This is a genomic window from Priestia sp. TGN 0903, assembly GCF_050846855.1.
In the GTDB taxonomy this organism is placed as follows: domain Bacteria; phylum Bacillota; class Bacilli; order Bacillales; family Bacillaceae_H; genus Priestia; species Priestia zanthoxyli.
Genome location: NZ_JBOZGL010000001.1, coordinates 715,754 through 740,819, shown reverse-complemented (window position 1 = coordinate 740,819; position 25,066 = coordinate 715,754). Strand labels below are relative to the sequence as shown.

Below are 25,066 nucleotides of genomic sequence, written 5' to 3'. Positions count from 1 at the left end.
TTTACATTTCGTAAAAGGAATCCATACGGTAAAGTAAAAAGTAGCTGATTACCTGAAGAAGGAGTGAAGAACGTGGAAGCGTTTATAAGAAATGATCAATATAACTTTATCAAAAGCCAAACGCAAATTCTTATCAATGGGTATGGAACAGTGAACAATTCCGATGTGCTGCAGGCTTTAAAAGCTCTTGCAAAAGAAAAAGTATTAAACGCGTTTGAAGTTCTTACTGAGGAACAGGAAGAGTTATTGCTACCGGTTGCTGAAGTTAAAAATAAAGAACAAGCAGAAGTGTTTTTAGAAACGATAAAGCCTTACGTGATTCCATTTAAATCGTTTACAGAAGCTGGCGTGAAAAAATTGTTTCCGAAAGTGAAAAAGTTAAAGATTCCTTCAGTTGATACCATTGATCTAGGGAGCATTTCATATGTTAGCTGGGTCGATAAAGGCTCAAACAAAAAGTTTATCGTAGCGCAGGATCTCTATACTCAGAAGCTAAAAGGTATTCAAGGAACGTTTAAACCTATCAACCAGAAGGGAATATGCACGCTTTGTCACAGCTACGAAGAAGTCGGTATGTTCACTGCTGAAATCAAAGGAACTGTTCAAGGAACATTTACCCAACGAGGAAATTATATTTGTCAAGATAGCGAAGCGTGTAATCAAAACTTGCTTACCTTAGAGCGGCTTCATGATTTTATGTTGAGGCTTAGTAAATAACATGAGGCTAATAAGAAAAATACAAAAAAAGAAGGTTCAGTCTCTATACTTTTGGTGAGACTGAGCCTTCTTTGTCTATCTGTTTTTCTCGATTGGATTGTCACGATAGCTAATCCAATCGCTCCAGCTGCCGGCATATAATTTTACATTTGGAAAACCGGCTGATTTTAAAGCCAAAACGTTAGGGCAAGCAGATACACCCGATCCGCAGTATACAATGATTTCAGCGTGAGAATCAATAGCTGAAAACATCTCCTTCCACTCTTTATCTGTTTTCCATAAACCTTCTGAAGTTAACACATCTTGCCAAAAAGAATGAATGGCGCCTGGAATATGTCCTGCTATAAAATCAATAGGTTCTTCTAAGCCGAGATACCGCTTTTTTTCACGAGAATCGATAAGAACGACATTAGGATTATGAAGGTTTTCTTTTACGTATTCAACTCCTGCAAGTCCCCAGTCTTGTTGAACGAAAGGTACAAAAGTTTGAGGAGAAGCTGCTGGAACGCTCTTAGTTGTTTCATATCCCGATTTTTTCCAGTTAGTAAAACCTCCATTTAAAATTTGTACGTATTCAATTCCTATATATCGCAGTAGCCACCATGCTCTTGAAGCCATCATTCCGTTTTGTTCATCATAAACGACGACTCTGGAATCAACATTAATTCCTAAGCTGCCGAGCTTCTGAGCGAGCTTTTGAACATCGGGCAGCGGGTGTCTGCCTCCGTGAGAAGTAGCCACAGAGGACAAATCTTTTTCTAAATCCAAATAATGAGCATCCGGTAGGTGCTCATTTTGATAAGCATCTGCTCCTGCCTCAGGCTTTCCAAGGGTAAATCGGCAGTCAAGCAACACAATGAAGTGTTGGGGTTGCTGTAATGCAGTATGTAAGTCAGCCGGTGAAATAATAGTGTTCATAACATTCACATCCTTTTACCAAAATTCTAGTTGAAATAAATAAAAATGAAAAGCTTTAAATATAAATTACGGCAAAGGTATGCTGCTTTCCTTCAATTATTCCCCATAGAATAATTGACCATTTTAACGCTTATGTGATGCAGAGTGAAATGTTCCTGTGCTACAGTTATAGTAAGAGTTACATAGTGTAAGTTAAATACTCAGCGCAATGTCATACTTACTATTGATGAGAAGGAGAGAGAAAGATGCAAGCAAATGAAAAGAAAGAATTTAAACTGATTGCACTAGATATGGATGGAACCCTGCTGAACAATCAGCAAGAAATTTCTGAAGAAAATCGTGCGGCCATTGCTAAAGCTCAAGAACAAGGTGTTCATGTGGTATTAAGCACGGGGCGATCTCTTTTAACATGCCGTGAATACGCGCAGTCTCTTCAGCTGTCTTCTTACCTTATTACAGTAAACGGAAGTGAAATTTGGGATGAATCTGGACAGCTTGTAGAACGAAAGTTAATTGATGCTTCACACATTGAGAAAATGTGGAATCTAACGCAAGAGCATAAGCTTAACTTCTGGGCTGTGACGACGGATAAAGTATGGAGAGATGAATTTCCAGAAGATATTGCTTCACAGGAATGGCTGAAGTTTGGCTACGATATTCCAGATGATGCTTTACGAGAAGAAGTGCTGAAACAAATAGCAGGCATTTCAGATTTTGAAATCAGCAATTCTAGTTTAACGAATCTAGAAATTAATGCACTTGGTATTAACAAAGCAAAAGGGATCATGACTGTATGTGAACGTTTGGGCATTTCAATGGATGAAGTCATTGCAATGGGAGACAGCTTAAATGATATGGCTATGATTGAAGCGGCAGGTTGTGGAATCGCCATGGGAAATGCTCAGGAAGCTGTAAAAGAAGCAGCGGACTGGGTGACAGATACAAATGTCAATAACGGAGTAGCGAAGGCTATCAGCCACTGGGTACTGAAATAACAGCAGCTCTACACAGCAGGCGGCACTGTTGCACCACTTAACTACTTTCCGCATAAACTGATACTGGATGCCTCCCTTAGAGTTCGTCTTATACGTATATATAAGGAGAAGCCATCTAGTTAAGGAGTGGGGAGTATGAGCGATTTATCATTAGACAAGCTGTTAAAAAAAGCAGAAAATAAGCTGCAGAATGTACATGAAATAGTGCAAGAAAAAGCGTACGAACTCATTAAGCAAGCATATAAAGAAAGTATATTTATTGTGATCACTGAAGGATTTAGATCGATAGAGCAGCAGCATAAACTATATTCACAAGGCCGAACAACACCAGGAAGTATCGTGACTAATGCCAAAGGCGGCTATTCTTATCATAATTATGGACTAGCTATTGATATTGCGCTGCTTGATAACAACGGAGAAGTTGACTGGACCATTGATCGAAGATGGAACAAAGCGGGAGAGGTAGGAAAAAGGATCGGGTTGGAATGGGGAGGAGATTGGAAAAGCTTAAAAGATTATCCTCATTTTCAATATACATTCGGTTTATCTTTGTCGGAGCTTCGAAGTGGAAAAAAACCTGAGAAACAGACGGAAAAGGTTTCAAGAGTGCTAATTGAATACGGAGATCGAGGAAATCAAGTACAGTTAATTCAACGTATGCTTATTCACTTAGGCTATTCTCTTTTTGGAGGAGCAGACGGTATATTCGGGTCTTCCACTCTCAAAGCGGTAAAAGCTTTTCAACAAGCACTTTATTTGCAGGTAGATGGAATAGTTGGACCGAAGACACTCGAAAAACTCTATGAAAATTTTAATAAAACTATGTTCTAAATAACCATAAAAATATGAGAACGAGAAAAGGAAGAAAAGAGATGGATGGAAATCGTCTCTTTTCTTCCTTTTCTGTAGTTATGGTAGAAAAACTGAAATTTATAAAGAAATAAAAAGGATTTTCTAAGCGTAAGAAACGTTCACGTGATCTAACTGGATAACATTGCTCAACAACACGATATCTTTATATATTTCACTTTTTACAGAGGCGTTTGAACAGTTTTGATAGTCTTTCAACAAGCGGCCAAGTTCTTTAATAAATAACAACGTCTCTTGTTCATTAATCATAGTCAAAACTCCTTGTTTAGAAATGAATCCAGGTCATTATATAGGAATTCTATCATATCTATACGCACCTGTTGACAAAAAAAGTTCGTCAATTTTTTTGTGAGAAGAAGAAATTTAGGGATATGTGGAATGCGTTCGACTCTCTCATTTTATACATATGCAGCTTGTCTAAAAATATGAGAGTAGTTATAGTAATATTTACTCCTAATTATGCAACTTAAAACCTATTTTAGAGGTTATCCGTAAATTCCCTTTATTGTAGAGTGATGGAACAAAAAAAGAATGCCTCTTTTTGTATCTTTAGTATGACAATGTTTTGAAGAAATAAGGTATATTTTTGAGTTTTAAGATGGATTTGAATTAGATCTTTTGACACGCTCTTTTTGTAGGGGCACATTTACTTTCTATTAAGGGAAATCGTAAAGCTCCAACGAGTTTCTAAATCAGAAACTCGTTGGAGCTTAATTTTTTGGATAAGGGATGTGCAAAAGTTCTGGAACGGTCACAAAATGATATCCTTCTTGTTTAAGTCTAGGAATGATGGTATCCAGCGACTTTGGGGTGTTGGAAAGATCCATGGTCCAATGGCCGCCGTCGTGCATCAAAACAATTGTTCCAGCGTGCATGTTCTTAAATACATTCTTGGTGATTTCTGCTTCTGGGATTTGCTTCCAGTCTAATGAATCAGAAGACCAGTTAATCGCATAGACATTTTCATTTGGCAGCTCGCTAATCATTTCTTGCGTTAAATTTCCATAGGGAGGACGAAACAGCTGTGTTTCAAACCCGGTAATGTTTTTAATAATAGCCTGAGTTTTGGCAATTTCCCAGTGAAACTTTTCAGTCGATTCTTTTAGTAAGTTGGGGTGCCAGTAGGTATGAATCCCAACAGCATGACCTTCAGCTACCATTCTCTTCACCAGCTCAGGATGTTCATGAGCTTTTGCCCCAATAAGAAAAAAGGTTGCTTTAATACCATGCTTTTTCAATTGATCCAATACATGTGGAGTAAAGCGCGGATCCGGTCCATCATCAAATGTTAGGGCGGTTTGCTTTAGGTGGTTATTACCTTGATAAAGCAAACGGTCACGCACAGCTACATTTTTTACTTGTTCCGCTTTACATAGTGCAGGAAGGGCTCCATTAAATAAGAAGCACAGTGTGAACAGCAGTATACTAATTCTCCGTATCATGTACATGCACGCTCCTTTCTAGGGCAAAGTATAACGTTATGATACCCGATTAAAAATTTTGTATGAAGCTGAAATGCCCTTTTGTGTCAAAACGTATGATATGCATGAAACAGCGCACTATAATAAACAGTTACTATTAGGTGAAGAAAGGAAAAAGCAGATGAAAAAAATAATGATTGCCATAGCATTGATTTTTTCGCTAAGTTTATCTCCCTTAGCTGAATATATTTCCTATCACGACGACTATAACGTAAGTGCAAGGTCGTATCGTTCAGGGAAGCGGTCGTTTAATAGACAGCCAAGCGTTAGACAAAATGAGCCGAGATCTAATTTTTCAAATCGCAGAAATGGAACTGTAAATCGAGGCGTTACCCGTTCAAAACGAGGAGGATTCGCTCGTGGACTGCTGTACGGCGGTCTGGCAGGGATGTTATTTGGCGGTTTGCTTGGTCATATGGGTGCACTGGGCGGGATTTTTGGGTTATTAATTAACATTTTGGCTATTGTGCTTGTAATTAATTTAATTCTGCGTTTATTCCGCCCTTCTCGTCGCGACAATAATTGGAGATAGACCGTAATTGCTGTCATAAACTAATAAGAAAGCTCCATATAAATAAGAAAACGCTTTCTATAGTTAATCGAAAGGATGAAACGTATGTCAGCAAACAGACAGCGCAGCAAATACCTGGCGTTTTGCACAGAATGCGGTCTCCCAAACAGGTTAACATTGTTTCTTTTAAGACAGTACGTTGCGACAGACGAATATAGCGGATTTTATTGTGGGAATTGCGGAATTCGAAACGAATTTCCAGATTCGGTCATTGAATATATTAAAGAGCTGTAAAACACAATCTCTTAGAAGATTGTGTTTTATTTATTTGATAAAACTATGTTCTAAATAATAATTAAAAAGAAAGCTAGCTGCTTACAAAAGAGAAATATAATCAATGCAAAAACGACAAATCCATATAAGGACTTGTCATTTTTTATGTTTGATATACGGCCACTCGGTTCTTTCATTCCCACAGATATGGAGTCTCTTGGTAAACATAATAGTTTAACCAATTCATAAACAGCAGGTTGGCATGAGAACGCCATGTTTTTAAAGGGTTTTTGTCAGGATCATTGTTTGGGAAATAGTGTTCCGGAAGCTTTGGTTCTAGTCCTTTTTCTGTATCTCGAAGAAATTCTTCTTGCAGTGTTTGAACGTCGTACTCTGGGTGGCCTGTCACGAAAACAAACTTTTCGTCTTTAGACATCGCCATATAAACACCAGCTTCTTCAGAGTAGGAAAGAAGCTCAAGGTCAGGATGATTTTTCACTTCATTCATGTCTACATCAGTGTGACGGGAATGAGGAGAATAAAAGACATCATCAAATCCTCGCAGCAGCTTAATGGGCTCTTCACTCGATACAACATGTGTAAATACACCCGTGCATTTATCAGAAAGAGGTCGCTTGTCAATCCCAAAGTGATGATAAAGTCCGGCTTGAGCTCCCCAACAGATATGAAGGGTAGAAGTCACATTTGTTTTACACCAATCCATAATTTCTTGAAGTTCTTTCCAGTAGTTTACTTCTTCAAATGGTATATGTTCCACAGGTGCTCCTGTAATAATCATTCCGTCATATTTTCGTTCTTTAATTTGTTCAAACGTTTTATAAAACTGATCTAGGTGATTTTTACTCGTTGTTTTTGCTTTATGGCTTGCCGTGTAAAGAAGTGTAATATGCACTTGCAGCGGTGAGTTCCCGAGTAAACGTAATAATTGCGTTTCAGCTTTTTCTTTTTCCGGCATTAAGTTTAGGATAACAATATTAAGCGGGCGAATTTCTTGGTTAACCGCGCGCACGTCGTCCATGATGAAAATTCTCTCTTTTTCTAAAATTTCTTTTGCCGGAAGATCACGTGGAATATTAATAGGCAATAAAATTCCTCCTATTCGATTTCGAAGTAATGACGCGTATAAATGTTCTTTCTCACGTGAAGATGAGGTTCAACATTTATGTACAATATACTATTATAGGAATATACAGAATATTAAGCAATTGAATTTTGAAAAAAAAGAGCATTAATATGCGTAATGGCTAAAATGAAATGGTACAATAAGGTTAAATTGGAGCGTTGCTATGCTTTTTTAGCATGACTGAAACTCAGTAAAATTTATAGAGCAGTTGTTCCTGTATTTATTAAACTTCATATCTCCCCCAGAAAACGGATTTTATCCTTTTTTGATGAAGTGTTTAAAAAGAATTCTCAGCAGAAAAGGGGTTTTTATATGACAACTAAGAAGCAAATAAAAAGTGATTTGCAAATTGCACAAGAGGCAACGATTAAACCGATTAAAGAGATTGCCGAGCAGCTCGATATTTTAGAGGCCGAGTTAGAGCCGTATGGACATTATAAAGCCAAGCTTTCTTTATCCGTTATGGAACGTTTACACACAAAACAAGATGGAAAAGTGATTTTAGTTACAGCTATTAATCCAACTCCAGCAGGAGAAGGTAAGTCGACAGTGACGGTTGGCTTAGCTCAGGCATTACATAGATTAGGTAAAAAAGCAATTGTAGCCATGCGTGAACCATCTCTTGGTCCGGTAATGGGAATTAAAGGAGGTGCCGCTGGAGGCGGTTATGCTCAAGTGCTTCCAATGGAGGATATTAACTTACACTTTACTGGAGACCTGCATGCCATTACAACAGCTAACAACGCGCTGGCCGCTATTTTGGATAACCATATACATCAAGGCAATGAACTGCGCATTGATACACGTAAAATTACGTGGAAACGAGTGGTTGATTTAAACGACCGCGCGCTGCGTCAAGTTGTCATTGGGTTAGGTGGCCCTATGCAAGGTGTTCCTCGAGAAGATGGTTTTGATATTACGGTTGCGTCAGAAATTATGGCTATTTTCTGCTTAGCGTCAGATTTACAAGACTTAAAGCGTCGCTTAGCGTCTATTGTTGTAGCTTACAACATGGATAATGAGCCTGTAACGGTTGCGGACTTAGGTGCACAAGGAGCGCTTACTCTTCTTTTAAAAGACGCGATTAAGCCCAACCTTGTACAGACATTGGAACATACTCCAGCCCTCATTCACGGAGGTCCTTTTGCTAATATTGCCCACGGTTGCAATAGCGTCATTGCAACAAAAATGGCTGCAAAACTAGGCGACTACGTAGTAACAGAAGCGGGATTTGGAGCAGATTTAGGCGCAGAAAAATTCCTAAATATTAAAGCTCGTATGGCAGATATTAAACCAGAAACGGTAGTAATCGTTGCGACAATTCGCGCTCTGAAAATGCATGGAGGTGTTCCTAAAGAGCGTTTAAATGAAGAAAACATTGAGGCTTTAGAAGCAGGAATTGAAAATCTTGAAAAACATATTGAAACGATTCAGGCATTCGGTGTTCCTTATGTTGTAGCCGTGAACCGTTTTGTAACAGATTCAAAAGGTGAAGTAGAAGCGCTTATGAATTGGTGTGCTTCAAAGAATGTTCCAGTTGCTTTAACAGAAGTATGGGAAAAAGGTGGAGAAGGCGGCGTCATGCTTGCTGAAAAAATTCTTGAAGTCATGAACGAGACGGAAAGTCAGTTTTCTCCTCTTTACGATGTGTCAGCTTCGATTCCAGAAAAAGTAGAAGCTATTGCTAAAACCGTATACGGAGCACAAGGCGTAGAGTTTGCTCCAAAAGCGTTAAAGCAAATACAGCAATTTGAAGCAAACGGATGGGATCACCTGCCGATCTGTATGGCCAAAACGCAGTATTCGTTAAGTGACGATCAGACGAAGCTTGGACGACCAACGGATTTTAAGATTACGGTAAGGGAATTCCGTCCTTCACTCGGAGCTGGGTTTCTCGTTGCGCTAACAGGTTCAATTATGACAATGCCTGGACTTCCAAAAAAACCTGCTGCGCTCAATATGGATATTGACGAGAATGGACATGCACTAGGTATTTTTTAAGAGAAAAGCGATGCCTTGGCATCGCTTTTCTTATGAGATAAAACAAAATAACAGGTATGTTATGAATTAATTTGGCAAGAAAGAAGAAGAGCTGACTGTTCGTATTTTATAAAAAAAGGAAGTAGTTGAAATGTTTGATCCAATTGTATTTGATAATTTAAAAGTGGTTGTAGAAGGAGAGATCTATGATCTTGACTTATCTGGGCAAGTATCTGTTACAAATCGCGAAGATTTTGTAGACTTAGCTCAGTTTACTCGAACGTACCGCATTTCTTTTCAACAGCATTTTTGCTGTACCGCGTCGCTAACTTTATCAACCGACTTAGATAATATTCATGCGGAATTAACGCCTTCCCGTGTAGAAAAACCAGGTTGTACAGTTTATATTCATTTTCAGCTGAAAAAACAAAAACCGTTTGAAGAAGCTGAGTTTAGAAACATACAGGAAATGTGTGAAAGGATCTGGGGAACAACAAGAGTGGTTAAGCAGCGTATTACTCATGAAGTTGGAGGAAACGAATATGAAAACAATATTGCCGTAACCTTTAACCGATTCATTTACGAAGATCAAGTAGGAGATTTAATCGAAATGATTGATTATATGCTGCAAACGACTGACCAGCTAAAGGTTCTTTACGACAAATCATAAGAGCGTTTCAGTTGTACTCTAGAAATAAAGTGAATTACAATAGAGAAAAGGAGGCGTTTTAATGAGCGTGTATGAATACTCTGCAAAAACAATTAAAGACGAAGACGTATCACTATCTAACTATCAAGGTGACGTACTGTTGATTGTGAATACAGCTAGCAAATGCGGCTTCACCCCTCAATATAAAGATTTACAGGCGCTGTATGAAGAAGAAAAAGAAAACGGTCTAACGGTTCTAGGTTTTCCTTGCAATCAATTTGGTGGTCAAGAGCCAGGAAGTTCAAATGATATTGAACAATTTTGCGAGTTAAACTACGGCGTTTCGTTTCCAATGTTTGCAAAAGTAGATGTAAAAGGTGAGCATGCACATCCGTTATTTGCATACTTAACGGAACAAGCACCTGGCCTGCTAGGTTCTAAAGCGATAAAGTGGAATTTCACAAAGTTTTTAGTGAATCGTCAAGGTGAAGTCGTGAAGCGATACGCACCTCAAACTGCACCAAAAGATATTCAAAAAGATATAAAAGAATTGCTGTAAAAGCAGGTGGGTCTCCATCTGTTTTTTATTTTTCAGCCAGGGTTTTCAAAGGGTGCTCAGCTGTCAGTGAGACGAGCGCCTTACTTTGTGCTAAAATAATGGTGGATATAATTGAGGTGAGCAAATGAACAAAATAGAAAAGACGGAAAAGTGGGTTCAAGCAAAGCTTGCGCATGACACGACGGGACATGACTGGCAGCATATCGATCGCGTGCGTCGAAATGCAGTGCTTTTATATAAAAAAGAAGGCGGCAACCGGGAAGTTATTGAACTAGCCGCGCTTTTACACGATGTGGTAGATGATAAGCTAGTGGAAGATGTTGAAAAAGCGTATGAAGAAGTGCGGGAGTGGCTGAAGAGTCAGCGCGTAGAAGAAGAGAACTGCAAGCATATCGTTCATATTTTACAAACGATGTCATTTAAAGGCGGAAACCGTCCGGCTATGGCCACGCTTGAAGGTCAAGTTGTTCAAGATGCAGATCGCTTAGATGCAATTGGTGCGATTGGTATCGCACGTACGTTTATGTATGCAGGTTCTAAAGGCACGGCTCTGTATGACGAAAACATTGCTGTACGAAGTGAGATGACAGAGGAAGAATACAGACACGGAAAATCAACGGCTATTGCTCATTTTTATGAAAAGTTGTTAAAGCTGACTGCGTTAATGAATACTCAAACAGCACGGTCTCTAGCGCAAGAGCGACATACATATATGAAAGAATTTTTAGTTCAATTTAAGAAAGAGTGGAATTATCATTATGAAAATGCTGACTGTTGAAAACTTAACAAAAACATACGGAGAAAAAGAGCTGTTTCATCAGCTAACGTTTACCATTACGGAAAATGAGCGAATCGGCTTAATTGGTGTAAATGGAACAGGGAAATCGACGCTTCTTAAAATTATCGCAGGTCTAGAGCTTGGAGATGAAGGGGATATTGTTCATGCTAAAGACTACAGCGTGACATATTTACCTCAGCATCCGGATTTTGATGAAGACTTAACGGTTTTAGAGCAAGTTTTCAGCGGAGATACGCCTCTTCTTAATTTATTAAAAAACTATGAGCTAGCTCTATATGCGTTAGAGCAAGATTCTGCAAACGAAAAAAACCAGCAGACACTGTATGATTTACAGCAGAAAATGGATGCGATGAACGCGTGGGAAGCCAATTCTAACGCACAGTCGATCTTAACGAAGCTGGGAATTTCAAATATGAGTGCAAAAATCGGCGAGCTTTCAGGTGGACAGAAAAAGCGCGTGTCAATTGCCCAAAGCCTAATTCAAACACCTGATTTATTAATTTTAGATGAGCCCACTAACCACTTGGATTATGAGACGGTTAAATGGCTCGAAGAATATTTATCCAAATATCAAGGAGCCGTATTGCTTGTTACTCATGATCGCTATTTCTTGGATGCTGTTACAAACCGAATTTTTGAATTAGACGGTGGAAATTTATATAGCTATAAAGGAAACTATGCTGCTTTTCTAGAAGGAAAAGCGATTCGAGAAGAGCAGGAAAAAGCAACTCAAGCAAAATTAAGCAACTTATATCGCAATGAATTGGCTTGGATTCGCCGAGGAGCAAAAGCGCGTACGACTAAACAAAAAGCGCGTATTCAGCGATTTGATGAATTAGAAGGAAAACTCGATTCTTCTGAAAAAGAATCATTGGATTTAAGTTTAGCAGGCAGCCGCCTTGGGAAAAAAGTGTTTGAATTAAAAGATGTGTCTAAGACGTATGAAAATAAAATCATTCTTTCAGACTTTACGCACATCGTGAAAAAACAAGACCGAATTGGAATTGTCGGTAAGAACGGAAGCGGAAAGTCTACCCTATTGAATATGATTGCAGGACGCATTGAGCCGGACAGCGGTGAAATTGACAGAGGACAAACGGTTAAAATTGCTTACTATACTCAAGAAAGCGATGATATGGACTTGAATCAACGCATGCTTGATTATATTAAAGAATCGGCAGAAGTTGTGCATACGACGGATGGGAAAATGATCTCTGCATCGCAAATGCTTGAGAGATTTCTATTTCCTTCACATACGCACGGAACACCGATTCAAAAGTTGTCCGGAGGAGAGCGCCGTCGTTTATATTTATTGAAATTGTTGATGACATCGCCAAATGTTTTACTGCTAGATGAGCCGACTAATGATTTGGATACTCAAACGCTAACGGTGCTTGAAGACTACCTCGAAGAATTTCCAGGTGTTGTTATCACGGTATCACATGATCGCTATTTCTTAGATAAAGTAGCAGATTACTTACTTGTCTTTGAAGGAGAAGGAAACATTTCGACTTATTTTGGCGCTTATACAGATCAATTAGAAGAAGCGGTGAAAAAGAAGCAGGCAATGGCTCAGCAGGCTAAAGTGAAAGAAGAAAAGCCAAAACAGCCGGAGAAAACGAAAAAGCGTCGCTTAACGTATAAAGAACAAAAAGAATGGGAAGAAATCGAAGATCATATTGCAGCAAAAGAAGAAGAAATTGAACGCTTAACAAGTGAAATTGAACAGGTGGGCAGCGATTATACAAAAGCGCATAACCTATCGTTAGAACAAGAAAAAGCAAATGAAGAATTAAATGCACTGCTTGATCGCTGGGCAGAGCTTTCAGAGCTGATTGAAGAAATTGAAAACGCGTAAACAAGTCGTTAGACTGAGTATAAGCCACATGCTACAATTTTAATGAGAGGAGTACGATACGATATGAACATTAAATCAATTGAGCCAACGCCAAGTCCGAATACAATGAAAATTAATTTAGACGAAGTGCTATCAGGCGGAAAAAGCAATAACTATACGGAAAAAAATGCTGAAGCAGCGCCTGAAGTTGTTCAAGACATCTTGAAAGTAGAAGGGGTAAAAGGAGTCTATCACGTAGCGGACTTCTTAGCAGTAGAGCGAAATGCTAAATATGACTGGAAGCAAATTTTGCCGCAAGTTCGTGCAGCGTTTGGTGAAGATTTGCAGAGTAACAGCGAACAGCACAAAATGAATGAGCATTTTGGTGAGGTCAATGTGTCCGTTCAAATGTTCAAAAACGTACCAATGCAAGTTAAGCTAACGGATGGAAATGAAGAAAAGCGATTTGGTCTGCCTGAACGATTCGCAAAAGCGGTAGCAGAGCTTCAAAGCTTTTCAGATAATGTAGTGTTAGAACGGAAATGGAAAGAACAAGGCGTTCGTTACGGAGAGTTAGCGGCTATCGGAGACGAAGTAGTGGAAGAATTAGCAGCAGCATATCCGCAAGAAAGATTAACTCGCCTTGTAGCCAATGCACAAGAAGAAAAAGAAGGCGGAAAAACGGTACAGCCGCGTAAAACCTATAAAGTTACAGAAGAGATGCTAGAAGACAACGATTGGTCAGTGCGCTATGCCCATTTAGAACAAATGGATCCAACAGAAGCTGATTTAGACGTTTTAAATAAAGCGCTTGATGATGAAAAAGCATCTATTCGCCGCTTAGCTACGGTCTACTTAGGAATGATTGAATCAAAAGCGGTACTGCCTTATTTATACAAAGCATTAAAAGATAAATCAGTCACTGTGCGCCGTACTGCTGGAGACTGCATGTCGGATTTAGGTTTTGAAGAAGGTATTCCGGCAATGTGTGAAGCCCTTGGTGATAAAAACAAGCTTGTGCGCTGGCGTGCAGCGATGTATTTATACGAGGTAGGGGATGAGACGGCTCTTCCTGCATTAAAAGCAGCAGAGAATGACAAAGAATTTGAGGTAGATTTACAAATCAAGCTAGCGATTGAACGTATCGAAGGCGGAGAAGAAGCAAAAGGTTCTGTTTGGAAACAAATGACGGAAAGCAGAAAAGCATAAAAAAAGATCATTCACTTGAATGATCTTTTTTTATGACTGTTTTGCAGCGGGAGTTGGAAACTGCATAGGCTGCATCGTGTTATCAATTTTAATAGGCTGATAACCGGACTGTTTTAAGTAAGTCAAAATAGTCGGCAGAGACTGTGCCGTAAAGGATTTGTCATGAAATAAAATGACGGGTGTTCTTCCGTTGGAGTTAACCCCTTGAATATGAGGTTCAAGGCCCTGAATAATTCTAGGTGCAGAACGAAGTGCCCAGTCTTCACTGTCTACATTCCAGTCCCATAATTTAAAGTGGCTTAGCAACTCTGTACGGTGCGGCTCTTTTAAATAAGGAACGCTGCCGTAAGGAACGCGGATTAACTTACTGTCAACACCGGTTACTTTCTTAACTGTCGCTTGACACTCCTGCATTTCTTTTAACGCAGCGCCGTCTTCACTATACATGACATGAATATCATGAGAGACGCCGTGACAGCCGATGGCATGTCCTTCCTGTGCTACTTTTTTAGCAATTTCAGGGTGAGCGTCAATTTGATACTTTAACATAAAGAAAGTTGCTTTTACGTTATATTGACGCAAAGCATCTAAAATGTGAAGGGTATCAGGCGTTGGACCATCGTCAAACGTAAGGTAAACAGGCTGTGTAAGAGCTTGATTTTGATCGTTCACGGTATTTCCTACATACATATTATGGTGAAGTGTATTAAGCAGCTTCTCAGGTTGTGCTGAAGATGCAGCTTCTTTCAGCGGCAATGCAGTAGATGCTAAGACTTGCTGAGATGCAGCGGATTCACTTCCTTTGGCTTCTGTAATAAAAAATAAAGAAGCGACGATCACTAACACTAAAGACAAAAATGCATAAAATCGTTTGTTTGGCTTAAATCGTTTGTTCGGTTTAAATCGCTGGTTCAATTTGAAAATCCTTTCTACTAAACTACTATTTACTACTATAGTACAAAAAATGGAATATTAATAGTAAAAATCGACATTTTTATGGAAAAAAATTAGATGATATGACCCGGTTTTAATCTTTTTTGTCAAATGAAAAAGGAGAACGGGACAGCGATAAGGATTTGAAGAGTGAGTAGCTAGATTTTTCCTGGTTTTTATAGTATGCTTTTAGCGTGAATGATTGTTAGGAGGAATGTTAATATGTCAATGGCATATGAAGAATATATGCGTCAGTTAGTTAAACCAATGCGTCAAGAATTAACTCAAGCTGGTTATGAAGAATTAACAACAGAGGAAGCCGTAGTTGATTTTATGGAAAACGTAGAAGGAACAACTTTTGTTGTCGTTAATTCAGTTTGTGGATGCGCTGCTGGTTTAGCACGTCCTGCAGCAACGCAAGCGTACTTACAGTCTGAGCAAAAACCAGATCAAGTGGTAACTGTTTTTGCCGGTCAAGATAAGGAAGCAACAGCTAAAATGCGTGAATATTTTGGGGACATTGAGCCTTCATCACCGTCTATGGCACTTTTAAAAGGAAAAGAAGTTGTTCATTTTATTCCTCGACATGAAATTGAAGGTCAGCCGTTAGAAGTTATTTTTGAAAACATTTTAAATGGCTTTAAGCAGCACTGTTCATAAAATGTCCTGCTTTTGTCACATCTAGTATATAGATTTTTAGAGAAAAATCGCATATACTTTATAAGAAAAAGGATGTCTATCGGCATCCTTTTTCTTTATGTAAATAGCCAAACAGTGTAGGGGGAGTTATGAAAGTGATTGTTACGACTGCTGGTCGAACAAATGAACAGATGATTGTAAAAGCCAAACAAGTAGCCGCTGATTTAAGTATACCTTTTGTAACAAGAGAGAAGAAATCTGTTGCAGATCTTCAAAATCTTGAAGCTGCAGACGTGCTGGTTGTCGGTAAAAATAGAGTAGAGTTGCACGTCCAAAATGAAGAGGAACCTATTTTTTTTCATCCAAACTCCGCTATGTTTAGAGTGAAGAGATGGCTGCGGGGAGAACGTGATCCGTTTATTGAAGCTGCTGGTTTAGAAAAAGGAATGAGCGTGCTTGACTGTACACTTGGTCTTGCATCGGATAGTATGATGGCGAGCGCAGCGGTAGGGAAAAGCGGGAAAGTTGTCGGACTAGAAGGCAACCGCTATGTAGCTTATTTAGTCAAACAAGGACTTTTAAATTGGGAAAGTGACGTACAAGAGTTGAATGATGCAATGAAGCGTATAAACGTGGTTCATCAAAATTTTGAATCGTTTTTGGCGTGTTGTGAAGATAATTCTTTTGATGTTGTCTACTTTGATCCTATGTTTCAAGAACAAATTGAGGAATCGAATGGAATTAACGGTATTAAAGCAATAGCACTGTATACCACGCTGACGCCAATGGCTATACAAGAAGCAAAAAGAGTAGCCAAACAAAAGGTCATGCTAAAAGATCATTGGAAAAGCAGTCGTTTTAAAGAGCATGGATTTACTGTGCAAAAACGAAAAACATCAAAATTTCATTACGGGACAATTGATATACAAAAATAACCAAAAAAGTAAAATTAATTACGCTTATTGAAAAGACTTCCAAAACCTTTTAGGAATTAAAAAGTTTTGGAAGTTTTTTTTATGAATTTCATCTAAAGTTCATAAAAGTATGATATATTTTTGAACATAAAAATACTTTTGTGTTTAAGCATCCAGCAAAAAAGGAATATCTTGTATAGGTTTCCGCTCGGTGTGACAACCTCAAACAGAAGAAGGAAGGTGGTAACTGAAAAGTCGTCAAATGCCCGTAGACAGCATAAATGAATAAGCAAATATAGGTAAAAAATTAATAAGTATGTTACAATACCTAGTGAGTTATGATAATGAATTTTACAATATGAAAAGACCATATGGGAAAAGATGAGAAAGGAAAGATACGAATGCCTAGATGGATAAAAAGAATGCTAATTGTATTTATTACAGTATTTACATTTGGGCTTGTCACTCCACCAGAATATTTATACGTTGATGATGCAAAAGCGGACAAGCAACATAAAGCAGGGTATGTAAGAGAAACAACTCCTGTCACAGCTGTTATAGAAGATATTCATTTGCCATATGAAGAACCAAAATATGAAGACGTTTCATCATTTGTTACGTATGCAATGGAATCAGCTGAAAAACAGTCAGTGGAAAAATTCGGAACAAAAATTGGTCCTGTCATTGAAGATGAATTTCGTCAAGCAGTGTTACCTAAAATTGAAGAAGTGCTGACCGACATTGGCACTGAACGTGAACAGTCAATTCAGAATCTCGAGATAAGCGAGCACCCTGCTGCTGGCTACGGTGAAAAGATTTTCCATGTATATGACCGGGAAACCGGTCAGGACTTAATACGGTTTCATGTACGGCGTGAAAATCCTCCAAAAGATGGATACTGGTTTAATTTTCACTATCATGCGGCCGCAGATAATTTTCAAAAGCATTATGATTTAGGGAAAATTTATTGGAACCGAAACATGCCGCCTAAGTGGTTCAGCTGATAATAGACACAACATTCTACAATTTCGAAATGTTAGCTTTTTTAAGCTAGCATTTTTTTACGTCTAAAACCGTTATGGTCTAAATAAGCTGAAACATTAGCACAACGATAAAAAAATCGTTTATAATGAAGTCAGACTTCTTACTATAGAATTGTAGGAAGGAACGAATAGACGCTGGAGGTAACACAATGAAACAATTTACGGAAGAAAAACAATTTCGCGAACAAATTAAGAATGAAACACTAAGCGTTGGGATTTTTACGACAACGTGGTGTCCTGATTGCAAACGTTTGGATATGTTTATTGATGAAATCGTTGACGAAAATACAGATAAAGCATGGTTTAAAATTGACAAGGATGAGTTTGAAGAACTTTCTGCTGAAAACAATGTAATGGGTATTCCTTCTCTTCTTGTATATAAAAACGGTGAAAAAATTGCGCACCTGCACAGTGCAAATGCTAAAACGCCTGAAGCGGTCCGTGAATTTTTAGCAACTCTTTAATTCCCTAAGCTGCGAGAGCATTCTCGCAGCTTTTTTTGTGAGAATGGCTATTTCCATTTTTCGATGAGTGGGGTATACTAGGACAAGTGAATAATCGTAAAGCAATAAGGTCTCAATTTAAAGATTGAGTGAAAAGGGAAGTCTGGTGAAAAACCAGCGCGGTCCCGCCACTGTAAGCGCTTTGTGCGTAAGTCAGGAGACCTGCCTTATTGTTAGCTGTGAAACCTTCGAGGAAGGGTGAAGCAGGGTAATGAACATACATATCAAGTATAGTGAACGGATTCTTTTCCTGCTTATCTTGACGTTACCTGCTTTGCTTTCAATTGAAAGTAAAGCTTTTTTATTTTGAAGCTGCTGCCGAGCAGTATACATAGTCAAAGCGGAAAAAACGGGATAGCGCTGCTTTTTGCATGATCATTTGCTTTTTCTTTAACGTGGAGGTTTCGTATTCACAATGAACAATATATAGGGGGAGTATTTAGATGAAAAAATGGCTTTCGTATTCCATTATTGCGCTGTTAGTCATCGTACTTGCTGCATGCGGTGCAGGCAGCCAAAGCAACAGTGATAAAAAAACGAAGCAAGATACAGAACAAACGTCACAAGCTGCGTTTCCAGTGAAGGTAAAAGACGCGCGTGATAAAGAAATTACGTTGAAAAAACAGCCTAAGAAAATTGTTTCATTAATGCCAAGTAATACGGAGATTGTATATGCCCTTGGCCTTGAAAAAGAATTAGTCGGTGTCACAAGCAACGATGATTATCCTAAAAGCGTAAAGAAAAAAGCGCAGGTGGGAGATATGAACGTTAATGCAGAAAAAGTTATTGCTTTAAATCCTGATTTAGTGCTGGCACACGCTTCAAGTATGGGCGTTTCAGATGAAGTATTTAAACAAATTGAAAGTGCGGGTATTCCGGTATTTGTTGTAAAAGATTCAACAACGTTTGATACGGTTTATGATTCTATTACGCAAATTGGTAAATTAACGGGTAAAACAAAAGAAGCTAATCAAACAATTAAAGACATGAAAGAAAAAGTAGCTTCAATTGAGAAAAAAGCAAAAACGATTTCAAAAGAAGATCGTAAAAAAGTATGGATAGAGGTATCGGGAGCTCCTGAGATTTATACAACAGGAAAAGGTACGTTCATGAACGAAATGCTTACTATGATCGGTGCTGATAACGTAGCGGCTAGTGAAAAGGGTTGGGTTAAGTTTTCTGAAGAGCAAGTTGTTAAGTTAAACCCTGACGTTATTATCGCAACGTATGATGCAGACAAAAATGAGATTATGAAGCGTCCCGCTTGGAGCAGCATGACTGCTGTAAAAGAGGGGAACATCGAAAAGGTTGATCAAAACAAAATCAACCGCTTAGGACCTCGTATTGTAGATGGCTTAGAGGACTTAGCAAAAGCAGTATACCCTGAGGTGTACAATAAATAAAAAGAGGGACCATATTCCAGTTCGAATTGAAAAGGGGATTGGTCCCTTTTCACATCTTAAAATTGAAGAACGGCCTGAGCTTTTAATCATGAAAACCGAGACTTCTTATAAAACATACAGCTCAGGCGTTTTAGGAACAGGCATCATGGAAACGGACACCTTTTACAATCGATTTGTTCATAAAGACTATTATTCAGATACTCCTTCTTTAGAGTATGAGCAATATTTGATGAAAGAAAATGTGCGCCATGAGCAAATCGTAGGGTTGATGACAGCGGTTTGGTTAAAAGAAAGAGCGGTTTACTGTTATGAAGGCTACGGAGTAAGAGTAGCTTCCGTGATAACGGCTGGAGTAGGAAACGCAGTGGATATTACAGCTGACGAAGCTGTTCCATTTTATTCTTCTCCCGGTACAATTAATATGTTTTTTTTCGTGGAAGGCACGCTTACGGATGCGGCGTTTTTACAGCTTTTTATTGCCGCTACAGAAGCCAAAACAAAAACGCTGTCACAGCTGGGTGTCATAGATCCAGCTACAAAGACGATTGCTACGGGAACATCTACGGACAGTATCTCAGTTGCAGCGTCTCAGCAAGGACCATTATATGAATATGCAGGCTCTATGACCGCTTTAGGTCAAGCGGTAGCCAAGCTGGTAAAAATAAGCTTAGAGCAGGCACTTAAGGAAAAGAGGTGAAGAAATGAGTATTGCACAAGCGATGATTGCACACCTGACAGCCATGACGATTGCTCTACTCATTGACCGAATCATAGGCGACCCAGAAAATTGGCCGCATCCCGTTCGCTGGTTTGGCAAGTGGATTTATTGGATGGATTCCAGGTTAAATAAAGGCGCAGGAAAACGATTCAAAGGATTGCTTCTTGTGATAAGTATGGTGGTGCTCGCAGGAGTTATTCCTTTTTTATTCCTTCATGCTTTGTACGGAGTTCATTTTATACTAGGTGTTTTAGTAGAGGGCGTAATGATTGCGACTACTATATCCACTCGTTCCTTAAGCGAAGCTGCTTATAAGGTGCAAAAGCCGCTTCAGCTAGGAGATATGGAGAAAGCTAGATATGAAGTAAGCATGATTGTGGGACGAGATACGGATCGTTTATCAGAAGGAGAAATTGCCAGAGCGACGGTAGAGACCGTGGCTGAAAATACAAGTGATGGTATTACAGCTCCGCTTTTTTATGCATTTATAGGAGGAGGAGCCCTAGCCTTTTTTTACCGAGCTATTAACACATGCGATTCAATGGTTGGGTATAAAAATGACCGCTACTTTCTGTTCGGCTATTTTAGTGCAAAAACCGATGACGTATTAAACTATATTCCAAGTCGGTTAACTGCAGTGGTGATGACCGCTGTTAATGTAGCAAAAAGCCAATATTCTCTTTGGCATGTAACGAGTTTGATTAAGCGCGATGCTAAGAAGCATCCAAGTCCAAATAGCGGATACGGGGAAAGTGCAGTGGCTGCCCTTTTAGGTATTCAACTCGGCGGGCTTAATACATATAAAGGCATAGAATCTAATCGTGCAAAAATGGGCGAACCACTCATTCCCCTGCAAGCCGGTCATATTGAACAAGCTGTTTTCATTATGAAAAGGACGGTCTATGCTACGTGGTTATTCTATCTTTTGTTAGGAGGAGTTATTAGTGCTATTACCTACACATGGAGCTAACCCCAATGTCTTTTTAAAAGCAATAGGGGCCGAGAATTTGTCGCATCTAAAAGACTTTAGCGTAAACACAAATCCTTTAGGGGCTCCCCTTGTTCTTCACGAAAAGTGGAACGAATTCAAGGAAGCTGCGTTTAGTTACCCTGATCCTGAAGTAACAGAACTAAAAAATAAACTTGCAGCTCATCATCATGTTTCCGCTGCCCAAGTGCTGCCCACAAATGGGGCCGCTGAAGCTTTTTTCCTTATTGCTTCTTTATTTTCAGGAGAGAAAGCGGGGATTGTACAGCCGACGTTTGTCGAATACGAACAGGCAAGTAAAGCGTATGGATGTGAAGTGACATACGTTCCTTTAGCTGAAGAAAATGGCTGGAGCTGGGATATAGAGTTGATTATGAGTATTCTTCCGGATATAAAAGTACTATGGATTTGTCACCCAAATAATCCAACGGGCGTTATGTATAGTCACCAGGAATGGATGAAAGTAGTAAAAGCTGCTGCTCATCATGGTACATACTTAATAATTGATGAAGCATTTATTGATTTTGTCGAACATCAGCCTTCATTTGATTCTCTTATTCTAAACTATGAACATCTCATTGTTGTGCGTTCGATGACAAAGATGTTTAATATTGCGGGGCTTCGCCTTGGCTATATTTTGGCAAATGAAAAAATTATTAGCAAGATGTCTAAAAAACAACCTCCTTGGAGTGTAAACGGATTATCGCAGCAAGTAGGGATGATATGTGTAGATGAAAAAGATTTTGTGAAAAAAACCGTACATTATATTAAACAAGAACGAAAACGGATCTTGAGTCAACTAGAAGAATGGGGGCTTTTGGTTTCTCCGTCTCAAACAAACTATTATCTTTGCAGCGTTCCGTCTTCTATTAAAACGCGCGACTGGCTTATCTATTTAGCAAGCCGCGGTGTGGTAGCTCGGCATACTGAAAACTTCCCATTTTTAAATGGACGCTATATCCGTTTGGCTGTGAAAACGAAAGAAGAAAATGACTATTTACTTAACGTAATCAAACAAGGACTCGATGAAATATGATCATCTTTATTAGCGGAGGGGTTCGAAGCGGCAAATCACGTGCAGCGGAGAACATGGTTCAAACTTTTTGTACAAAGCGCGCTGTTTATATTGCCACAAGCCGGCAAACAGATAGTGAAATGCAAAAACGTATCCAGCTTCATCAAACAGAACGTCAAGCGGCGAACACGCCTTGGGCAACGATCGAGCAGTCTGTAGATTTACAACAAATTCTTCCAAACCTTCGAAGTGATGATACTATACTCTTGGACTGTGTCACAAACTGGCTTGCCAATGAGCTTTTTTTAACCGAAAAAAGGTGGCAAACAAAAGAAGGTAAACAAGAGGTTTTTCGTCAGATGATAGAAGCGCTCGATAAGCTGTTTGCGCAGTCTCAGACGGTCGTGCTAGTATCTAATGAACTGTTTGAAGCGGGCGTGTTAGAGGAGCCGACATATAGCTATATGCATATGTTAGGGAAATTACATCAGTATATTGTAGAAAAAGCAGATGTGGCTATTTGTGTAGAAGCGGGACTTTCCCGTTTTAAAAAAGGAAAGGAATGTGTAAGCAAATGAAAGAATGGATAGCCATACTACGAATCTCTCTTCAGTTTTTTACGATCTTACCACTGGCTAAAACCGTTCAATGGACTGAAAAAAGAACGGCACGCTCACTTTTTGTTCTGCCTTGGATTGGCATATTACTAGGTTTAATGTTTTATAGCTTTTTACAGCTGCTTCACTATTCACCTATCACTGCTATTGTTAGCAGTATTTTAGTTTTGCTTTTGCCGCTTGTTTTAACGGGTGGTCTTCATGTAGACGGGTGGATGGATGTAAGTGATGCGTATTTTTCCCATCAGTCAAAGGAAAAGAAACTGCAGATTTTAAGCGATCCGCACGTTGGGTCTTTTGCTATTCTTTCTCTTATTGTTCTGCTTCTGCTGCGCTTTAGTGCAATCTATGAATTAACGTCTCTTTCTTCTTTATCGGTTTGGGCATGTATAACCGTCTTTACACTTCCAAGAATCGGAGCCGCTTTCTTAGTTATGAGAGATAAGCCCGCTAAAGATACGGGGCTTGCTGCTTATTTTCAAAAAGGAGTCACCAAATGGTCTATTTATGCATTTATCGTCATGAGCCTATTCTTAGTTGCTATTTTCATTGTTTTTATAGACAATAAATTCATTATCTTTTTCTTTGCCGGTTTTTTATGGCTCTGGATACGGTTTTATCGTTCGCAGTTTGGTGGCGTAACAGGAGATGTTATAGGTGCAACCATTGAAGGAGGAGAAACGTTTTTATGGATAATTCTTTGGTTATCACATGTATTCGCCATGGCATGACGCTTGAAAATCAACAAAAAAAATATATAGGGTGGAGTGATCCGCCTTTAAGTATAGAAGGGAAAAATGAATTAAAAGAGCTTTCTCTAGAGCCGGAGCTCGTTATTTCCAGTGACTTAAAAAGAGCGCTAGAAACAAGTTCAATTGTTTTTCCTAAATCTCAGGTGATTAAAAGGGAAAGTTGGCGTGAGCTGCATTTTGGAGATTGGGAAGAGAAGACGTATGAAGATTTAAAAAACATACGGGCATATAGAAATTGGATCGATCACTGGGCAGAACATACGCCTCCGAATGGTGAAAGCTTCTCAGGGTTTTCAAACCGAGTTTGGGAAGCTTGGGAAGAAGCGGTCGATTTGGCGGCTAGTCAGCAATTGCGTCACATTGCTATTGTTTCACACGGCGGACCACTGCGTTTACTTGCGTCCCATTTTAAACAGACAGCGTCGCTTTGGGATGTTTCTTTTTCTTATGGAGAAGGTTTTTCAGTAACGTGCACATACAAACAGGCAAAGGAGAGAAGAGCATGCATTTCGTATTCGGCGGTGCATTTACCGGCAAAAGAAAATGGGTGAAGCAGCAGTATGCCAGTGAGTCGATAAAATGGCATTGTTTGTATGAAGACCCCGTTTTACCGGCCATTGAGTTTGAAGAAAGTTACATTGTGCTAGAAGGATTTGAGCACTATGTTAAGGAATTAATACATAGCGAGCTGGAGGCTCCGCATCTTGTTGTTAAAAAGGTCATACAGAAGTGGAGAGACAGCGGTGTATGGGAACAGTTAATAGTGATTGGAACTGAAGTCGGCAAAGGCATTGTTCCTTTAGATCCAATAGAGCGGCAGTGGAGAGATGAATGCGGGTATGCGTATCAGCATTTGGCGGCACATGCCCAGAAAGTAGATCACATTTGGTACGGAATTGCTAATCGATTGAAGGAGGAAATACAATGAACATTTACACAAAAACAGGGGACAAAGGGCAGACAAGCTTGATTGGAGGAAGAGTAAATAAAGATGATATTCGAGTGGAAGCATACGGGACGATTGATGAGCTAAATGGCTTTGTAGGTCAAGCGATTTATCAGCTGGATGAAGCAACATTAAAAGATGTAAAAGAAGAGCTAATTACGATTCAGCATGAGCTTTTTGACTGTGGAAGTGATTTAGCATTTGCAAAAGATGATCATCCGTACAAAGTAACGAATGACATGATAGCAGTACTTGAAAAGCGCATTGATGTCTATATGTCAGAAGCGCCGGCCATTGAGCGTTTTATTTTACCTGGAGGCACACCTGCAGCGACAACGCTTCATATTTGTCGGACGATTACACGCCGCGCAGAACGGCTTGTTGTTGGCGTGCAGCGTGAGCATAAAATTAATGTGGCGGTGCTTCAGTATTTAAATCGTTTATCCGATTATTTCTTTGCTGCGGCTCGAATCGCTAACGCGCGAGAAAATGTACAAGACGTAGAGTATATTCGCAGTGCCAAAGTATTTAAACAACCTAAAAAATAATGTATAAAAAACGGTCGAGCTAAAAGCGATCGTTTTTTTTTTTTTTGAGCTATTTCGATAGGCAAAATAAAGCTATAAAAAAGAGGTAAATGCATCTATAATGAT

The 25,066-nt window shown here is 39.2% G+C and carries 29 protein-coding genes and 1 riboswitch; of the genes, 24 read left to right on the top strand and 5 right to left on the bottom strand.

The features are described 5' to 3' along the window. Positions 1 to 72 precede the first annotated feature (72 nt). Positions 73 to 717, top strand: a complete 645-nt coding sequence (locus ACRPLY_RS03870; RefSeq protein ID WP_028413662.1) for a FusB/FusC family EF-G-binding protein — start codon at positions 73 to 75, stop codon at positions 715 to 717. Positions 718 to 792: 75 nt separating this feature from the next. Here ACRPLY_RS03870 and ACRPLY_RS03865 read toward each other — a convergent pair whose 3' ends face one another. Continuing rightward, a complete protein-coding gene (locus ACRPLY_RS03865; RefSeq protein WP_325077584.1) occupies positions 793 to 1,635 on the bottom strand; it encodes a sulfurtransferase in 843 nt (280 codons plus the stop codon). Between the two features lie 245 nt (positions 1,636 to 1,880). On the opposite strand from ACRPLY_RS03865, the gene ACRPLY_RS03860 reads away from it, so the two are divergent. Both ACRPLY_RS03860 and ACRPLY_RS03855 read left to right on the top strand, forming a co-directional pair. Then, a complete protein-coding gene (locus ACRPLY_RS03860; RefSeq protein ID WP_176344174.1) occupies positions 1,881 to 2,630 on the top strand; it encodes a Cof-type HAD-IIB family hydrolase in 750 nt (249 codons plus the stop codon). Between the two features lie 135 nt (positions 2,631 to 2,765). Beyond that, complete coding sequence (locus ACRPLY_RS03855; protein ID WP_432231561.1) at positions 2,766 to 3,461, top strand: peptidoglycan-binding protein; 696 nt, start codon at positions 2,766 to 2,768, stop codon at positions 3,459 to 3,461. A 123-nt stretch (positions 3,462 to 3,584) separates the two neighbouring features. On the opposite strand, the gene ACRPLY_RS03850 is transcribed toward ACRPLY_RS03855, so the two are convergent. Together ACRPLY_RS03850 and ACRPLY_RS03845 are read right to left on the bottom strand one after the other, a co-directional pair. Further along, positions 3,585 to 3,749 carry a hypothetical protein gene (locus tag ACRPLY_RS03850; protein WP_013056680.1) on the bottom strand — a complete coding sequence of 55 codons (165 nt, stop codon included), beginning with the start codon at positions 3,747 to 3,749 and terminating at the stop codon, positions 3,585 to 3,587. 461 nt (positions 3,750 to 4,210) lie between these two features. Further along, a complete protein-coding gene (locus ACRPLY_RS03845; protein WP_033578758.1) occupies positions 4,211 to 4,942 on the bottom strand; it encodes a polysaccharide deacetylase family protein in 732 nt (243 codons plus the stop codon). Positions 4,943 to 5,102: 160 nt separating this feature from the next. On the opposite strand from ACRPLY_RS03845, the gene ACRPLY_RS03840 reads away from it, so the two are divergent. Both ACRPLY_RS03840 and ACRPLY_RS03835 read left to right on the top strand, forming a co-directional pair. Next, the gene (locus ACRPLY_RS03840) at positions 5,103 to 5,513 is read left to right on the top strand and encodes a hypothetical protein (RefSeq protein WP_325077583.1); all 411 of its coding nucleotides are present in this window, start codon (positions 5,103 to 5,105) and stop codon (positions 5,511 to 5,513) included. Between the two features lie 84 nt (positions 5,514 to 5,597). Further along, entirely contained in the window at positions 5,598 to 5,786 is a 189-nt protein-coding gene (locus ACRPLY_RS03835) for a hypothetical protein (protein WP_014460480.1), read from the top strand. Between the two features lie 172 nt (positions 5,787 to 5,958). On the opposite strand, the gene metA is transcribed toward ACRPLY_RS03835, so the two are convergent. Then, the gene (gene metA / locus ACRPLY_RS03830; protein ID WP_013056685.1) at positions 5,959 to 6,870 is read right to left on the bottom strand and encodes a homoserine O-acetyltransferase MetA; all 912 of its coding nucleotides are present in this window, start codon (positions 6,868 to 6,870) and stop codon (positions 5,959 to 5,961) included. 351 nt (positions 6,871 to 7,221) lie between these two features. Between metA and ACRPLY_RS03825 the strand changes: the two genes are divergently transcribed. The 6 genes from ACRPLY_RS03825 to ACRPLY_RS03800 all read left to right on the top strand — a co-directional run bounded on the left by ACRPLY_RS03825 (position 7,222) and on the right by ACRPLY_RS03800 (position 13,942). After that, on the top strand, positions 7,222 to 8,910 hold the full coding sequence (locus ACRPLY_RS03825) for a formate--tetrahydrofolate ligase (protein ID WP_367077270.1): 1,689 nt from the start codon (positions 7,222 to 7,224) through the stop codon (positions 8,908 to 8,910). Between the two features lie 130 nt (positions 8,911 to 9,040). Further along, on the top strand, positions 9,041 to 9,559 hold the full coding sequence (locus ACRPLY_RS03820; protein ID WP_033578762.1) for a hypothetical protein: 519 nt from the start codon (positions 9,041 to 9,043) through the stop codon (positions 9,557 to 9,559). Positions 9,560 to 9,620: 61 nt separating this feature from the next. Then, the gene (locus tag ACRPLY_RS03815; protein WP_028413651.1) at positions 9,621 to 10,097 is read left to right on the top strand and encodes a glutathione peroxidase; all 477 of its coding nucleotides are present in this window, start codon (positions 9,621 to 9,623) and stop codon (positions 10,095 to 10,097) included. A 124-nt stretch (positions 10,098 to 10,221) separates the two neighbouring features. Beyond that, positions 10,222 to 10,875: an HD domain-containing protein gene (locus tag ACRPLY_RS03810; RefSeq protein ID WP_033578763.1), complete on the top strand. Its 654-nt coding sequence runs from the start codon at positions 10,222 to 10,224 to the stop codon at positions 10,873 to 10,875. Further along, on the top strand, positions 10,856 to 12,754 hold the full coding sequence (locus tag ACRPLY_RS03805) for an ABC-F family ATP-binding cassette domain-containing protein (RefSeq protein WP_033578764.1): 1,899 nt from the start codon (positions 10,856 to 10,858) through the stop codon (positions 12,752 to 12,754). Before ACRPLY_RS03810 ends, ACRPLY_RS03805 begins: the two co-directional genes overlap by 20 nt. 63 nt (positions 12,755 to 12,817) lie before the next feature. Next, positions 12,818 to 13,942: a conserved virulence factor C family protein gene (locus ACRPLY_RS03800; RefSeq protein ID WP_028413648.1), complete on the top strand. Its 1,125-nt coding sequence runs from the start codon at positions 12,818 to 12,820 to the stop codon at positions 13,940 to 13,942. Between the two features lie 30 nt (positions 13,943 to 13,972). Here the strand turns inward: ACRPLY_RS03800 and ACRPLY_RS03795 are convergent, their stop codons facing one another. Next, a complete protein-coding gene (locus tag ACRPLY_RS03795) occupies positions 13,973 to 14,857 on the bottom strand; it encodes a polysaccharide deacetylase family protein (protein WP_028413647.1) in 885 nt (294 codons plus the stop codon). 240 nt (positions 14,858 to 15,097) lie between these two features. Between ACRPLY_RS03795 and ACRPLY_RS03790 the strand changes: the two genes are divergently transcribed. The 13 genes from ACRPLY_RS03790 (at position 15,098) to ACRPLY_RS03730 (ending at position 24,961) form a co-directional block, all read left to right on the top strand. Continuing rightward, the gene (locus ACRPLY_RS03790; protein WP_013056693.1) at positions 15,098 to 15,535 is read left to right on the top strand and encodes a BrxA/BrxB family bacilliredoxin; all 438 of its coding nucleotides are present in this window, start codon (positions 15,098 to 15,100) and stop codon (positions 15,533 to 15,535) included. Positions 15,536 to 15,669: 134 nt separating this feature from the next. Next, positions 15,670 to 16,449: a class I SAM-dependent methyltransferase gene (locus tag ACRPLY_RS03785; protein ID WP_367077385.1), complete on the top strand. Its 780-nt coding sequence runs from the start codon at positions 15,670 to 15,672 to the stop codon at positions 16,447 to 16,449. 380 nt (positions 16,450 to 16,829) lie between these two features. After that, positions 16,830 to 17,432 carry a YpjP family protein gene (locus ACRPLY_RS03780; RefSeq protein ID WP_028413645.1) on the top strand — a complete coding sequence of 201 codons (603 nt, stop codon included), beginning with the start codon at positions 16,830 to 16,832 and terminating at the stop codon, positions 17,430 to 17,432. A gap of 188 nt (positions 17,433 to 17,620) precedes the next feature. Next, positions 17,621 to 17,935 carry a thioredoxin family protein gene (locus ACRPLY_RS03775; RefSeq protein WP_013056696.1) on the top strand — a complete coding sequence of 105 codons (315 nt, stop codon included), beginning with the start codon at positions 17,621 to 17,623 and terminating at the stop codon, positions 17,933 to 17,935. A gap of 90 nt (positions 17,936 to 18,025) precedes the next feature. Further along, positions 18,026 to 18,158: riboswitch (cobalamin riboswitch) on the top strand. A gap of 259 nt (positions 18,159 to 18,417) precedes the next feature. Further along, positions 18,418 to 19,377, top strand: a complete 960-nt coding sequence (locus tag ACRPLY_RS03770) for an ABC transporter substrate-binding protein (protein WP_028413644.1) — start codon at positions 18,418 to 18,420, stop codon at positions 19,375 to 19,377. An 88-nt stretch (positions 19,378 to 19,465) separates the two neighbouring features. After that, positions 19,466 to 20,074 (top strand): adenosylcobinamide amidohydrolase, encoded by a 609-nt coding sequence (locus tag ACRPLY_RS03765; RefSeq protein WP_048021298.1) that lies wholly within the window; start codon positions 19,466 to 19,468, stop codon positions 20,072 to 20,074. Between the two features lie 4 nt (positions 20,075 to 20,078). Next, positions 20,079 to 21,065: an adenosylcobinamide-phosphate synthase CbiB gene (gene cbiB, locus ACRPLY_RS03760; RefSeq protein WP_033578767.1), complete on the top strand. Its 987-nt coding sequence runs from the start codon at positions 20,079 to 20,081 to the stop codon at positions 21,063 to 21,065. Further along, positions 21,040 to 22,119, top strand: coding sequence for a threonine-phosphate decarboxylase CobD (gene cobD / locus ACRPLY_RS03755; RefSeq protein ID WP_165635889.1), 1,080 nt, complete (start codon positions 21,040 to 21,042; stop codon positions 22,117 to 22,119). The genes cbiB and cobD overlap by 26 nt, the downstream gene beginning before the upstream one ends. Continuing rightward, positions 22,116 to 22,676: a bifunctional adenosylcobinamide kinase/adenosylcobinamide-phosphate guanylyltransferase gene (locus ACRPLY_RS03750; RefSeq protein WP_028413640.1), complete on the top strand. Its 561-nt coding sequence runs from the start codon at positions 22,116 to 22,118 to the stop codon at positions 22,674 to 22,676. Before cobD ends, ACRPLY_RS03750 begins: the two co-directional genes overlap by 4 nt. After that, positions 22,673 to 23,446, top strand: coding sequence for an adenosylcobinamide-GDP ribazoletransferase (cobS, locus tag ACRPLY_RS03745; protein ID WP_028413639.1), 774 nt, complete (start codon positions 22,673 to 22,675; stop codon positions 23,444 to 23,446). Before ACRPLY_RS03750 ends, cobS begins: the two co-directional genes overlap by 4 nt. After that, positions 23,404 to 24,018, top strand: a complete 615-nt coding sequence (locus ACRPLY_RS03740; RefSeq protein WP_028413638.1) for a histidine phosphatase family protein — start codon at positions 23,404 to 23,406, stop codon at positions 24,016 to 24,018. The genes cobS and ACRPLY_RS03740 overlap by 43 nt, the downstream gene beginning before the upstream one ends. Continuing rightward, positions 23,970 to 24,395: a bifunctional adenosylcobinamide kinase/adenosylcobinamide-phosphate guanylyltransferase gene (locus tag ACRPLY_RS03735; protein ID WP_033578770.1), complete on the top strand. Its 426-nt coding sequence runs from the start codon at positions 23,970 to 23,972 to the stop codon at positions 24,393 to 24,395. The genes ACRPLY_RS03740 and ACRPLY_RS03735 overlap by 49 nt, the downstream gene beginning before the upstream one ends. Then, the gene (locus tag ACRPLY_RS03730) at positions 24,392 to 24,961 is read left to right on the top strand and encodes a cob(I)yrinic acid a,c-diamide adenosyltransferase (protein WP_028413636.1); all 570 of its coding nucleotides are present in this window, start codon (positions 24,392 to 24,394) and stop codon (positions 24,959 to 24,961) included. Before ACRPLY_RS03735 ends, ACRPLY_RS03730 begins: the two co-directional genes overlap by 4 nt. Positions 24,962 to 25,066 lie beyond the last annotated feature (105 nt).

Coding starts and splice junctions, on each gene's coding strand:
- ACRPLY_RS03865 (WP_325077584.1), bottom strand. CDS start 1,635: ATGAACACTATTATTTCACCGGCTGACTTACATACTGCATTACAGCAA.
- ACRPLY_RS03855 (WP_432231561.1), top strand. CDS start 2,766: ATGAGCGATTTATCATTAGACAAGCTGTTAAAAAAAGCAGAAAATAAG.
- ACRPLY_RS03730 (WP_028413636.1), top strand. CDS start 24,392: ATGAACATTTACACAAAAACAGGGGACAAAGGGCAGACAAGCTTGATT.
- cbiB (WP_033578767.1), top strand. CDS start 20,079: ATGAGTATTGCACAAGCGATGATTGCACACCTGACAGCCATGACGATT.
- ACRPLY_RS03775 (WP_013056696.1), top strand. CDS start 17,621: ATGAAACAATTTACGGAAGAAAAACAATTTCGCGAACAAATTAAGAAT.
- cobS (WP_028413639.1), top strand. CDS start 22,673: ATGAAAGAATGGATAGCCATACTACGAATCTCTCTTCAGTTTTTTACG.
- ACRPLY_RS03850 (WP_013056680.1), bottom strand. CDS start 3,749: ATGATTAATGAACAAGAGACGTTGTTATTTATTAAAGAACTTGGCCGC.
- ACRPLY_RS03740 (WP_028413638.1), top strand. CDS start 23,404: ATGGATAATTCTTTGGTTATCACATGTATTCGCCATGGCATGACGCTT.
- ACRPLY_RS03835 (WP_014460480.1), top strand. CDS start 5,598: ATGTCAGCAAACAGACAGCGCAGCAAATACCTGGCGTTTTGCACAGAA.
- ACRPLY_RS03860 (WP_176344174.1), top strand. CDS start 1,881: ATGCAAGCAAATGAAAAGAAAGAATTTAAACTGATTGCACTAGATATG.
- ACRPLY_RS03780 (WP_028413645.1), top strand. CDS start 16,830: ATGCCTAGATGGATAAAAAGAATGCTAATTGTATTTATTACAGTATTT.
- ACRPLY_RS03845 (WP_033578758.1), bottom strand. CDS start 4,942: ATGATACGGAGAATTAGTATACTGCTGTTCACACTGTGCTTCTTATTT.
- ACRPLY_RS03840 (WP_325077583.1), top strand. CDS start 5,103: ATGAAAAAAATAATGATTGCCATAGCATTGATTTTTTCGCTAAGTTTA.
- ACRPLY_RS03765 (WP_048021298.1), top strand. CDS start 19,466: ATGAAAACCGAGACTTCTTATAAAACATACAGCTCAGGCGTTTTAGGA.
- ACRPLY_RS03770 (WP_028413644.1), top strand. CDS start 18,418: ATGAAAAAATGGCTTTCGTATTCCATTATTGCGCTGTTAGTCATCGTA.
- ACRPLY_RS03735 (WP_033578770.1), top strand. CDS start 23,970: ATGCATTTCGTATTCGGCGGTGCATTTACCGGCAAAAGAAAATGGGTG.
- ACRPLY_RS03800 (WP_028413648.1), top strand. CDS start 12,818: ATGAACATTAAATCAATTGAGCCAACGCCAAGTCCGAATACAATGAAA.
- ACRPLY_RS03805 (WP_033578764.1), top strand. CDS start 10,856: ATGAAAATGCTGACTGTTGAAAACTTAACAAAAACATACGGAGAAAAA.
- ACRPLY_RS03820 (WP_033578762.1), top strand. CDS start 9,041: ATGTTTGATCCAATTGTATTTGATAATTTAAAAGTGGTTGTAGAAGGA.
- ACRPLY_RS03815 (WP_028413651.1), top strand. CDS start 9,621: ATGAGCGTGTATGAATACTCTGCAAAAACAATTAAAGACGAAGACGTA.
- ACRPLY_RS03825 (WP_367077270.1), top strand. CDS start 7,222: ATGACAACTAAGAAGCAAATAAAAAGTGATTTGCAAATTGCACAAGAG.
- ACRPLY_RS03810 (WP_033578763.1), top strand. CDS start 10,222: ATGAACAAAATAGAAAAGACGGAAAAGTGGGTTCAAGCAAAGCTTGCG.
- ACRPLY_RS03750 (WP_028413640.1), top strand. CDS start 22,116: ATGATCATCTTTATTAGCGGAGGGGTTCGAAGCGGCAAATCACGTGCA.
- ACRPLY_RS03790 (WP_013056693.1), top strand. CDS start 15,098: ATGTCAATGGCATATGAAGAATATATGCGTCAGTTAGTTAAACCAATG.